This window comes from Streptomyces smaragdinus, assembly GCF_009604385.1.
GTDB classification, from domain to species: Bacteria; Actinomycetota; Actinomycetes; order Streptomycetales; family Streptomycetaceae; genus Streptomyces; species Streptomyces smaragdinus.
Genome location: NZ_WEGJ01000077.1, coordinates 1 through 11,589, shown reverse-complemented (window position 1 = coordinate 11,589; position 11,589 = coordinate 1). Strand labels below are relative to the sequence as shown.

Annotated in this window: 8 protein-coding genes; 2 read left to right on the top strand and 6 right to left on the bottom strand. The window is 74.1% G+C overall.

Going from position 1 to position 11,589, the window contains the following annotated elements:
• The 3 genes from SRB5_RS35295 to SRB5_RS35285 all read right to left on the bottom strand — a co-directional run.
• The coding region (locus SRB5_RS35295; protein WP_323379030.1) for a serine/threonine-protein kinase at window positions 1-838 on the bottom strand (838 nt) is incomplete at its 3' end.
• Window positions 835-1,251, bottom strand: a complete 417-nt coding sequence (locus SRB5_RS35290; protein ID WP_323379029.1) for a hypothetical protein — start codon at window positions 1,249-1,251, stop codon at window positions 835-837. The genes SRB5_RS35295 and SRB5_RS35290, both read right to left, overlap by 4 nt.
• A gap of 114 nt (window positions 1,252-1,365) precedes the next feature.
• Entirely contained in the window at window positions 1,366-3,399 is a 2,034-nt protein-coding gene (locus SRB5_RS35285) for an N-6 DNA methylase (RefSeq protein ID WP_153457878.1), read from the bottom strand.
• Between the two features lie 188 nt (window positions 3,400-3,587).
• On the opposite strand from SRB5_RS35285, the gene SRB5_RS35280 reads away from it, so the two are divergent.
• Window positions 3,588-4,148: a DUF4352 domain-containing protein gene (locus SRB5_RS35280; protein ID WP_153457877.1), complete on the top strand. Its 561-nt coding sequence runs from the start codon at window positions 3,588-3,590 to the stop codon at window positions 4,146-4,148.
• Between the two features lie 61 nt (window positions 4,149-4,209).
• On the opposite strand, the gene mfd is transcribed toward SRB5_RS35280, so the two are convergent.
• Window positions 4,210-7,743 (bottom strand): transcription-repair coupling factor, encoded by a 3,534-nt coding sequence (mfd, locus tag SRB5_RS35275; protein WP_153457875.1) that lies wholly within the window; start codon window positions 7,741-7,743, stop codon window positions 4,210-4,212.
• Window positions 7,744-7,905: 162 nt separating this feature from the next.
• On the opposite strand from mfd, the gene SRB5_RS35270 reads away from it, so the two are divergent.
• Entirely contained in the window at window positions 7,906-9,201 is a 1,296-nt protein-coding gene (locus tag SRB5_RS35270; protein WP_153457873.1) for a sensor histidine kinase, read from the top strand.
• A gap of 67 nt (window positions 9,202-9,268) precedes the next feature.
• On the opposite strand, the gene SRB5_RS35265 is transcribed toward SRB5_RS35270, so the two are convergent.
• Both SRB5_RS35265 and SRB5_RS35260 read right to left on the bottom strand, forming a co-directional pair.
• Window positions 9,269-10,180, bottom strand: a complete 912-nt coding sequence (locus SRB5_RS35265; RefSeq protein WP_153457872.1) for a cellulose-binding protein — start codon at window positions 10,178-10,180, stop codon at window positions 9,269-9,271.
• Window positions 10,181-10,459: 279 nt separating this feature from the next.
• Window positions 10,460-11,589: SUKH-4 family immunity protein (locus SRB5_RS35260; RefSeq protein WP_194293126.1), on the bottom strand; the 1,130-nt coding region annotated here is incomplete at its 5' end.

Sequence of the window (11,589 nt, the reverse complement as noted above, 5' to 3'; positions counted from 1 at the left end):
GGGCCTTTCGGACTACCTCCGCGAACGCATCGACTACGAGTGGAAGATCGACGACCTCCCGTCGGGCATCGAGCTGAAGGACGTCCAGGTCAATCGGGATGGCATCGCCATCTCCGGCAAGGGCACGGAGGTCGCGGACGGGGGCGGGGGGCTTGTAGAGGTGGGCGTGCAGGACGCCCAGGGCCGTGGTGTCGGCGAACGGGACTTCTCCGGTGAGGAGTTCGTAGAGGACGACGCCGAGCGCGTAGAGGTCGGTGTACGGGCCCACCGCGCCGCCCATCGCCTGCTCCGGGGCCATGTACGCGGGGCTGCCGACGGGGACGCCGGTGCGGGTGAGGCGGGTGGTGTCGATGTCGAGGACGGCGGCGATGCCGAGGTCCAGGACGGTGAGGTTGCCCTCGGGGCGGATCATGACGTTGCGGGGCTTGAGGTCGCGGTGGACGACCGGGACGGCGTGCACGGCGGCGAGGACCGAGCAGAGCTGGGCGGCCACGGCGGCGGTCCAGTCGCAGGGGTACGGCTCGTGCTCGGCGAGGTGGTCGGCGAGGTCGGCGCCCTCAACGTACTCCATGACGAGGTACAGCTCGTCGCCGTCGGACCCCGCGTCGTACACGGTGACCAGCCCCGGATGCCCGATGCGGGCGGTGACCCGGCATTCGCGCAGGAAGCGGCGGCGCAGGTCGCCGGCCTGGGAGCCGTCGGCCGAGCCCGAGTGGAGCAGCTTGACGGCGACGCGGCGTTCGAGGGTGTGGTCGTAGCCCTGCCAGACCTGGCCCATGCCGCCCTGGCCGACGAGCGAGGCGAGCTCGTAACGGCCCGCGATGACCCGTCCGTTCACCGGCGGCCGTCCTGGTCGCGGCGCAGGAGGTCGCTGAGCTCGTCGAGTTCGGCCTGTACGGCGGCGATCCGGGGCTGGGGGGCGGGGGCGGCCTTCGGCGTGCGGTGGAGGCGGATGTCCACCGTCAGGTAGTACGCGGGGACGCCGAGGGCGAGGGAGAACAGGATGAGCAGCCCCACGTAGTCGACGCCGCTCGCCTGCTCGGAGGTGTCCCCGACGGAGAAGGTCCAGAACGCGCAGACGACCAGCGCGAGGCTCGCCCAGAACGCGATCCAGTCACCCCGCCGCCCGCGCAGGATCGCGATCCGCAGCAGCGCCAGCCAGGACAGCGTGCCGCAGCTGAAGACGGCCAGCGCGGTGAACACCACGCGCAGCGTGATCCGCACCACGGGGTGCGACTTGACGGGGGGCACGGGCGGATCCCTTCGGGGCGGACGGGTGTTGGGGGGCGCGGGTGAAGCGTACGGGTCTGGGGAGGGATGTCCCGGCCGGGGGTCCGGGGGTTGCCCCCGGGAGAACGCAGCGGGTCACCCCGGCCCCAGGCGCCCCTCCGCCAGCCCGTCGTACAGGCCCTCCACCAGCTCCTCCCCCAGGCGTGCCGTCGTGCGCAGCGCGGACTCGAACGCGGCGAGGGCGCGGAAGCGTTCGCCGTACGTGCGCTGCGCGGGCAGCGGCAGCCGGGGCAGGGCGAGCCGGCGGACGTCGAGGCGGGCGGTGGAGGAGGCGTGGCTGCTGGCCTGGCGGACGCCCGCGGTGCCGCGGAGGAAACCGGCGAGGAACCAGGGGTCCACGGCGCCGGGGGCCGGCCTCAGGAGCACGAGCCGGGCGCCGAGGGCCGCCCCCGCGGTGGCCTCGTCGACGACGCGCACGGCCCGCCCCGCGCCCAGCACCGGGACGACGACGTCACCGGCCGCCACCAGCACCGGCTCTTCCGCCTCCCCCTCGGGCAGGGCGCCGGTGGGGGCGCGGCCCTCGAGGACGTCGCGCTCGGTGAGGACGGCGGGCCCGGCCCCGGCCCCGGCGCCTCCCGTACGCATCACCAGGGCGCCGGCGCGGGCCAGTTCGCCGACGGTGGTCTGCGGCGGGGGGCCGCCGGGGGCGGAGACGGGCGGGGCGGGGGTGTGGGCGGCGGTGCGGCGCAGGACGGACGTGAGGCGTTCGTGGACGGCGATGAGGTCGGCGGCGGTGACCGCCGTGCCGGTGGGGTGGGGGAGGTGGCGGGCGGGGGTGAGGTCGACGTCGTCGTCCAGGATCTCGACGATGGGGCGGGCGTCGTGGGCGCCGGCGGCGGGGTCCACGGTGCCGGTGCGGTCGAACGTGCGCCAGGTGGCCGTGACGTCGGCGGTGAGCGCGGGCCAGTCGACGCCGTCGCGCCCGCTGCCGTGCCGGTCGGCGCAGTCCAGCAGCAGCACGGTGGCCGGTGCGGGGCCGGCGGCGGGGCGGCGCAGGATCCACAGCTGGAGCGGGACGCCGTACGGGGGCGCGGCGCCGGCCGGGAGGGCGATCACGGCGCGCAGGGCGCCGCGGCGCAGGAGGTCGGCGCGGATGCGGCGCCCGGAGCGGCGGGACGCGGCGGCGGGGGGCATCACGAGGGCGGCGGTGCCGCCGTCGCGCAGGCGCGCCAGGGCGTGCTGGACCCAGGCCAGCTCGGGCTCGGTGCGGGCGGGGAAGCCGTAGGTGAAGCGGGGGTCGTAGGCGAGCTCGTCGTGGCCCCAGTTGCGTTCGTTGAACGGGGGGTGGCAGACGACGGCGTCCGCGGCCAGCGTGGGGAACGCGTCCGCGAGGAGGGTGTCCCCGGCGGCGACCCGCACCCCGTCGCCGTGGTGCAGCGCCAGCCTGAGCGCCGCGAGAGCGGCGAGGTCGGGGTCGGTGTCCTGGCCGTGGCGGGGGCCCTCGCCGGGGGCGGCCAGCAGCAGGGTGCCGGGGCCGGCGGCGGGGTCGAGGACGGTGAGGCCGCGGGCGGGGGCGGCGAGCGCGCACATCAGCTCCGCCAGGCGGGGCGGGGTGAGGGTGTGCTGGCGGGGGTTGGCCTCGAGGTACCGGCCCAGGAGGAACTCGTACGCCTGGCGGGCCTCGCCGAACTCCGCCGCCAGGGACGCGGCGCCGCGCAGCAGGGGGAGCGCGGGGAGGAGGTCGGCCGGGGGGCGGGCTGCCGGGGGGAGTTGGTCGCCGAGGCGGTGGTGGAGGACGTCGGGGAGGGCGGTGGCGAGGCGGGCGGCGAGGTCGGGGTCCTCGGCGGCGGCGAGGTCGAGCCAGCGGGCGGGGCGCTCGCGGACGAGGAGCAGGACGGCGCCGGCGAGCGCGAGGCCGGCGGGGGCGCCGGCGGGGTGGCCGGCGATCAGCTGCCAGACGCGTTCACGGCGGGGGACGCCGGTGAGCTTGCCCTGGCCGCGCAGCCACTCCTCCACCGCGCCGAGGTCGAACGTGGGGCTGGCCTCCGTACCGCCGACGGGGCGGGGGAAGTCGGCGTGTCTGCGGCGCCAGTTGGAGACCGCGGCCCGGCCCACCCCCGCGAGGCGGGCTATGCCCGCGGCGGTCACCTCGGTCGCGTCGTCCGGCATCGCTGGCCTCACTCGGGGTCGGGGGTGTGTACGGCGAGCATAGCGGGACAGCGTCGACAACGCCCTTCACGTGCACAACTAAGATAGCCGCAGATTTCCTTGTTGACTCGGTTCACAGATTTATGCTCTGATGTACCCCGTCAACGACGAGGCCCGTCAACGGGTCTCCGCCGAGAGGGAGTTCACAAATGCGCCGCACACTCGTCCCCGCCGTCGTCGTCCTCGCCGCCCTGTCCATGGGCACGATGACCGCGTGCAACACGGACAAGCCGAAGAAGTCGACGTCCAGCTCCTCGAGCAAGGGCTCGTCGAAGTCGAAGGGCTCCACGAAGACCGGCACCGACACGAAGAACGAGGACGGCCCGCTGGCCGGCGGCGACACCGCCGAGTACGACGGCATGAAGATCACCGTCTCGAAGGCGACGGCGTTCGCGCCCACCGAGTTCGCGGCCGGTCACACCGAGGGCAACAAGGCCTGGGAGGTCACCGTCACGCTGGAGAACTCCGGCTCGAAGAAGTTCGACGCGACCCTGACCATGGTCAGCGCCCGCGCCGGCGACGACGGCAAGGAATCGGAGCAGATCTTCGACGAGAAGACCGGCGAGGGCTTCACCGGCGCCGTACTGCCCGGCAAGAAGGCCACCGCCTCGTTCGCCTTCGACACCCCGGCGGACGCGAAGGTCCTGGACGTCGAGGTCAGCCCCGGCGACTTCGACAAGGAAGCCGCCCAGTGGAGCATCAAGCTCTGACGGGGGGACACGGAGAGGGGGGAGTCCGGGGCGGGGCCCCGGACTCACGGCCCGGATCCTGTTACGAGTCCAGGATCGTCGTCAGGAACTCCCCCACCCACGCCAGCAGCTCCCGCCCCACGACGGGCTTCCCGCCGATGGTGCCGCTGCTCGGCCGGGGCACCAGCACCTGCCGGGTCGCGGCCTTGACGATCGACCGCGGGTACAGCCGCTTCAGCCGCAGCTCCTGCGACTCCCGCAGCTCCACCGGCGCGAACCGGATGTTCGACCCCTGGAGCACGATCTCCCCCACCCCGCAGGCCCGCGCCAGCATCCGCAGACCGGCCACCAGCAGCAGGTTCTCCACCGGCTCCGGCAGCTTGCCGTACCGGTCGGTGAGCTCCTCGCGTACGGCCTTGATGTCGGCCTCGGTGTTCGCGGCGGCGATCGCCCGGTACGCCTGCAGCCGCAGCCCCTCGCCCGGCGCGTAGTCGTGCGGGACGTGCGCGTCGACCGGCAGCTCGATCTTCACCTCGAGCGGCGGCTCCTCCTCGGCCCCGCCGTCCAGCGCCGCCCGGTAGTCCGCGACGGCCTCGCCGACCATCCGTACGTACAGGTCGAAGCCGACGCCCGCGATGTGCCCGGACTGCTCGCCGCCGAGCAGATTGCCGGCGCCGCGGATCTCCAGGTCCTTCATCGCCACGTACATACCGGCGCCCATCTCGGTGTGCTGGGCGATGGTCGCCAGCCGCTCGTGCGCCGTCTCCGTCAGCGGCTTCTCCGGCGGGTACAGGAAGTACGCGTAACCCCGCTCACGACCCCGGCCCACCCGGCCGCGCAGCTGGTGCAGCTGGGAGAGGCCGAAGTTGTCGCCGCGCTCGACGATCAGGGTGTTGGCGTTGGAGATGTCGATGCCGGACTCCACGATCGTGGTGGAGACCAGCACGTCGAACCGCTTCTCCCAGAAGTCGACGACGACCTGCTCCAGCGCCGACTCCGACATCTGCCCGTGCGCGGTCGCGATCCGCGCCTCCGGCACCAGGTCGCGCAGCCGGGCCGCCGCCCGGTCGATGGACTCGACCCGGTTGTGGATGTAGAAGACCTGGCCCTCGCGCAGCAGCTCGCGGCGCAGGGCGGCGGCGATCTGCTTCTCCTCGTACGGGCCGACGAACGTCAGCACCGGGTGCCGCTCCTCGGGCGGCGTGGTGATCGTCGACATCTCGCGGATGCCCGTCACCGCCATCTCCAGGGTGCGCGGGATGGGCGTGGCGGACATGGTGAGGACGTCGACGTTGGCGCGGAGCTTCTTCAGCTGCTCCTTGTGCTCGACGCCGAAGCGCTGCTCCTCGTCGACGATGACCAGGCCCAGGTCCTTGAACTTCGTCTCGGACGAGAACAGCCGGTGCGTACCGATGACGACGTCGACGGACCCCTCCCGCAGCCCCTCGAGCACGCCCTTGGCCTCGGTGTCCGTCTGGAACCGGGACAGGGCCTTCACCACGACGGGGAACTGCGCGTACCGCTCGGAGAACGTGCCCATGTGCTGCTGGACGAGCAGCGTCGTCGGCACCAGCACCGCGACCTGCTTGCCGTCCTGGACGGCCTTGAACGCCGCCCGCACCGCGATCTCCGTCTTGCCGTAGCCGACGTCGCCGCAGATCAGCCGGTCCATGGGGACGGACTTCTCCATGTCCTCCTTGACCTCGGCGATCGTGGAGAGCTGGTCGGGCGTCTCGATGTACGGGAACGCGTCCTCCAGCTCGCGCTGCCAGGGGGTGTCGGGCGCGAAGGTGTGGCCGGGGGCCGCCATGCGCGCCGAGTACAGCTTGATCAGGTCGGCGGCGATCTCCTTGACGGCCTTCTTCGCCCGCGCCTTGGTCTTCGTCCAGTCCGCGCCGCCGAGGCGGTGCAGGGTGGGGGCCTCGCCGCCGACGTACTTGGTGACCTGGTCGAGCTGGTCGGTGGGGATGTAGAGGCGGTCGCCGGGCTGGCCGCGTTTGGCGGGGGCGTACTCGACGAGGAGGTACTCGCGGGTGGCGCCCTGCACGGTGCGCTGCACCATCTCCAGATAGCGGCCGACGCCGTGCTGCTCGTGCACGATGAAGTCGCCGGGCTGGAGGGTGAGCGGGTCGACGGCGTTGCGCCGGCGGGCCGGCATGCGCTGGCCGTCCTTGCCGGCGGCCTTCTGGCCGGAGAGGTCGGTCTCGGTGAGGAGGGCGAGCCTGAGCTCCGTGGAGATCAGCCCGTTCTCGACGGAGCCGCAGGCCACATGGACGACGGACGGCTCGATGGCGCCGTCCAGCTCCGTCTCGAGTCTGGCCGCGATGCCCTCGCCGCCCAGCACCTCCACGGTGCGCTTGGCGGGGCCGTGGGCCTCCGTCAGATAGACGACGCGCCAGCCGTCCGCCAGCCACTGCTTGGTGTCCGCCAGCGCCCGCGCGGTGTCGCCCCGGTACAGCTCGGGGGCGTGCACGCCGAGCGTGAGCGTGTCCTCTTCCTCCTCCGCGCCGGCCGCGAACGGGGACACCGTCCACCACAGCATGCCCAGCTCACGCGCCCGGTCCCGGACATCGGCGATGCCCCACAGGGACGCGGCGCCCACGTCGATGGGCGCCTCCCCGCCGCCGGCCGTCGCCGCCCACGACGCCTGCAGGAACTCCTGGCTGGTCGCCACCAGGTCGGCGGCCCGGGTCCGTACCCGCTCCGGATCGCACACCACGGCCATCGAACCGGCCGGCATCACGTCCAGCAGCAGCTCCATGTCGTCCACCAGCACCGGCGCCAGGGACTCCATGCCCTCCACCGCGATGCCCTCGGCGATCTTCCCCAGCAGCTCGTCCAGCTCCGGATGCCGCTCCGCGAGCGCCGCCGCCCGCGCCCGCACCTCGTCGGTGAGCAGCAGCTCCCGGCAGGGCGGCGCCCACAGCCCGTGCTCGGCGACCTCCAGCGACCGCTGGTCGGCCACCTTGAAGTAACGAATCTCCTCGACCTCGTCACCCCAGAACTCCACCCGCAGCGGATGCTCCTCGGTGGGCGGGAAGACGTCGAGGATGCCGCCGCGCACCGCGAACTCGCCGCGCTTCTCCACCAGCTCCACCCGCTGGTACGCGGCAGCCGCCAGCCCCTCGGTGATCGCCGTCAGATCGGCACTCTGCCCGCTCCTCAGCTCCACCGGCTCCAGGTCGCCGAGGCCCTTGACCTGCGGCTGCAGCACGGACCGTACGGGAGCCACGACCACGGACACGGGCCCCGTCGCCGGGTCGTCCTTCGCCGGGTGCGCCAGCCGCCGCAGGACGGCGAGGCGCCGGCCCACGGTGTCGCTGCGGGGCGACAACCGCTCGTGCGGCAGCGTCTCCCACGACGGGAACTCCACCACGCCCTCCGCCGGCAGCAGCCCGCGCAGGGCGGCGGCGAGATCCTCCGCCTCCCGCCCGGTCGCGGTCACGGCCAGCACCGGGCGCCGTGAACCGGAGGCGAGCGCGGCGACGGCGAAGGGCCGGGCGGCGGCGGGACCGACCAGGTCGACCCCCGTCCGGTGCCCGTCGACGGCGGCCTGGACCGCCTCCGTGAGGGCGGGATCCTGGGCGACGGCTTGAAGCAGTCCGTGCAGACTCATGTCGGGGCTCATCCATCCCGGGCGAAACGCGAACAACCCGGGGTTGGACTGCCCCGGGGGTTCCAGCCTACGGCCTGGGGGTGACACCCGCCGACGTCCGGGGTCTTCGCTACGGGGGAAAACCCCCGGGTTTCTCCGGGGGACCCCACGTACGCTGGACGTATGACCACGACGGGGGCGGAGCCAGCCGGGAGGGCCGCGAGCCCGCCGCGGCTGTGGTGGTGGGAACGGCCGAGGTCGTTCGTGTTCGACGTGATCCTGGCGCTGCTCTCGGCGGTCGAGTGCGCCATGCTCGGCGTGGACTTCGCCGGCCAGACCGGGCTGCCGGTGCCCCTGGCCGTGCTGATGGGCTTCCTGGCCGGCGGGCTGCTGCTGTTCCGCCGCCGCTGGCCGATCCCCGTCGTCCTGGTCGCCGTCGCGATCATGCCGGCGAACATGGGCTACCTCATGGTCGTCGTCGGCCTCTACACCCTCGCCGCCTCCGAGATCCCCCGCCGCATCACCGGGCTGCTCGCGTGCATGGCCGTCGTGGGCATGTTCGTCGTCCTCCTCGTCCACCTCCACAACCTCGGCGACAGCGACGGCGACCAGCAGGCCCTGTGGATCGTGGCCCTGATAGCGGGCCTGATGGCCGTCGGCATGACCGCCCCGCCGCTGCTCCTCGGGCTCTACGCGGGCGCCCGCCACCGCTTGGTGGAGAGCCTGCGCGAGCGCGCCGACGGCCTGGAGCGGGAGCTGTCGCTGCTCGCCGACCGGGCGGAGGAGCGCGCCGAGTGGGCCCGCAACGAGGAGCGCACCCGCATCGCGCGCGAGATGCACGACGTCGTCGCGCACCGGGTGAGCCTGATGGTCGTACACGCCGCCGCACTGGAGGCTGTCGCCGCGAAGGACCCCGAGAAGGCCGTACGCAACGCCGCCCTCGTCGGCGACATGGGCCGCCAGGCGCTCACCGAGCTGCGCGAGATGCTGGGCGTGCTGCGCACCGGCGACGGCACCACCCGCCCGCCCGCGCCCCGGGCCGCCGTGCCGAAGGCGCCGGCGAACGGCGACGGGCCGTGTCTGGACGAGCTCGACGCCCTGATCGGGGAGTCGCAGCGGGCCGGGATGACCGTCGAGCTGAACGTGGACGGTGAGCGGGTCACGTACGAGCGCGAGGTCGAGCAGACGGTGTACCGGGTGGTGCAGGAGGCGCTGACCAACGTCCACAAGCACGCCCCGGGGGCGAAGGTACAGGTGCGGCTCGCGCACCGGGTGTCCGAGGTGGCGGTGCTCGTGCTGAACGGGCCGGCGGACGGGGTGGCCGCCGACGCGGGGCTGCCCAGCGGGGGGAACGGCCTCGTCGGGATGAAGGAGCGGGTCTCGGCGCTGGGCGGGGGCTGTGTGTGGGGGGCAACGGACGAGGGCGGGTTCCGGGTGTCGGCGGTGCTGCCTGATCGGCGGGCGGTTGTGGCGGGGTGAGTCCTTGTGCGGTGTGGGTTGGGTCCTGCTGCCGCGCGGGTTGAATGCCTTTTGGGGCTGAGCCGGGTCAGCCGTCCGCCGACGGGGACGGTGACGGCACCGAGCCGCCGGCTCCCTCCGGGGGCGGGCGGAAGGTGATCGTGGCCAGGCCCGTACGGACGTAGTCGAGGTGGGCCCGGATCGCCTCGCAGCGCTCGCCCACCGCGCGCAGCCGGCGTTCGGTGTCGAGCTCGACGCGCTCGGCGATCACCCCGGCCTCGGCGACGATCTCCGCCGCCCGTACCTCCGACGCCTGCCGCTTTGCGGCCGTGGCGCGGCCGGCCTGCGCGTACGCGTTCTGCGCGGCCTCCACCCGGTGGTGCGCCCGTTCCGTACGACCGGCCAGGTCCCGCTCCCAGGCGGCCTCGCGCTCCCGGAGGTCCCCCTGGTCGGCCCGGGCCGCCGCCGCCTCCTTGGCCTCCGTGTCCGCAAGCGTCGCCGCCGCGCGCCGGCGGACCTCGGCCAGCGCGCGGTCCGCCTCGCCGGTGACGGCCTCGGCGTCGGTACGGGCGGCGGCCAGCAGCTCGTCGGCCTCCGCCTGCGCGGCCCCGGTCACGCTGCGCCAGTGGGCCTCCGCCTCCGCCAGCACCTCGCCGGCGGCGGCCCGCGCCGCCTCGTGGGTGAGCGCCGCGGCGCGGGAGGCGGCGTCCGTCACGGCGTCCGCCTCCGCCCGGCCGGCCGCGCGCACCGCGTCCGCCTCCGCACGTGCCATCTCGAACAGCGTGACGGCCCCGTCACCCAGGTCGGCGTACGTCTGCCTGCCGAACTCCGCCATCCGCGCGGTCAGCCCCGCCAGCTCCCGCTCCATCTCGCGGGCGAGCACGGTCAGCCGCGCGGCGCGCTCCCACGCCGAATCGCGGTCCTCGCCGAGGCGGTGGAGGGCTTCGTCGACCTGATCCGGTCGGTAACCCTCGCCGGTCGGCCCGATGACGTCGGTCATCGCGGGGCTCCTCTCGTGCGATCCGGCTCTCGGCGGACATCTTTCACGATCGAAGCTAAAAGGGCATAAAACGACACTCCGGGGCGCAAGAGAAGAGCCCCACCGGCGGTGCGGTGGGGCTCTTGCCGAACTCCGTCGTTCGCACGGAGCACGGAGCGCGGGCGCGGCGGCGGTCGGTGCGTGCTCGGCGTACGGCGTCCCAGGCCATGTGGCGGAGCCACCCGTCCTGGGACGGCGTACGGCGGGAGTTGCCGGGCTTCGGGGGGCGGCGGCAGCCCCTTAGAGCAGGCCGTCCCAGAACTGTTCGAGGATCACCGACCACCAGTGGTCGGGCCCCTCCAGCGCCGGCGGGTCCAGCGCGAGCAGCTGGGCCTGGAAGTCCGTCGTCCAGCGGCCCGCCTGCTCCGGCGTCAGCCCGTACCGCCAGCGCCACATCCGCCCCAGCAGCGCCATGCTCCGGACGAACTCCGGCAGCCCGGTGTTCACGAACTGCGGCACGGCCGGCGCTCCGCCCGGCCCCGCCTCCAGCGGTACGGCGACGATGTTCGCGGTCCCGTACTGGACGCAGAGCTGACGGCCGAAGTCGTTGCCCATGACGAGGTACGACCCCGCGTCCGACGCCGGCTGCACCCGGCGCTCCTGCGCCAGCTCCGCCAGCGTCGGCACCGGCCGCCCCGGCTGCGCCTCGGCCCAGAAGAACGGCCCGAAGTCCACCGGCATACCGGCCCAGACCAGGGTCTGCGCCACGATGTCCGGCACACCCTGCCGGGCCACCGACCGCTGGTCGAACCGCACCACACCCTGCGGCCCGAACGCCTGCGCCAACTCCTCGGCCACGGCCTGCGGCGGCGCCGGCGGTACGAGCTGGACCTGGCCCGGCGCCGGCAGCGGCACCCGGTTGGGGCGCGGGCGGGCCGGGGCCTCGGCGACCTGGTGCAGCTCGCCCTGGTGCTCGATGAGGTGCTGCATGCCCTGCTGGCGCGAGGCGTGGTCGCGGCCGTACGAGGCCGTGTGGCTGAGGCGGGCCTGGGGCCAGGTCTCGCGGATCATCCGGGCGCAGTACGCGCCGGGGAGGTCGCACGGCTCCAGCTCGGTGTGCAGCTCCAGGACCTGCTGCGGGGGGACGTTCATACCGCGCAGCTCGTGCAGGATCTGCCACTCCGGGTGCGGGGTGCCGGGCGAGGAGCGGCGCATGACCTGCTGCTCCGTGCCGTCGGCCGCGCGGTAGCGGAGGACGGCGAGGTAACCCGGGCCGACCGTGGGGACGCCGGGCTGGGGGAAGCCGTATCCGCCGCCCGCCGGTTGCTGGGTGCCGGGCATGGACGCGCCGGGGGGCGGCGGGGTGCCGCCGGGAGGGGCGAAGGGGGCGCTCGGCGGGGGTGTGCCGCCGGGGGGCGGGGGTGCGAAGG

What these genes read in the sequence shown, in the direction of transcription:
- SRB5_RS35285 (WP_153457878.1), bottom strand. Translation starts at nt 3,399, where the DNA reads ATGCCGGACGACGCGACCGAGGTGACCGCCGCGGGCATAGCCCGCCTC.
- SRB5_RS35280 (WP_153457877.1), top strand. Translation starts at nt 3,588, where the DNA reads ATGCGCCGCACACTCGTCCCCGCCGTCGTCGTCCTCGCCGCCCTGTCC.
- mfd (WP_153457875.1), bottom strand. Translation starts at nt 7,743, where the DNA reads ATGAGTCTGCACGGACTGCTTCAAGCCGTCGCCCAGGATCCCGCCCTC.
- SRB5_RS35270 (WP_153457873.1), top strand. Translation starts at nt 7,906, where the DNA reads ATGACCACGACGGGGGCGGAGCCAGCCGGGAGGGCCGCGAGCCCGCCG.
- SRB5_RS35265 (WP_153457872.1), bottom strand. Translation starts at nt 10,180, where the DNA reads ATGACCGACGTCATCGGGCCGACCGGCGAGGGTTACCGACCGGATCAG.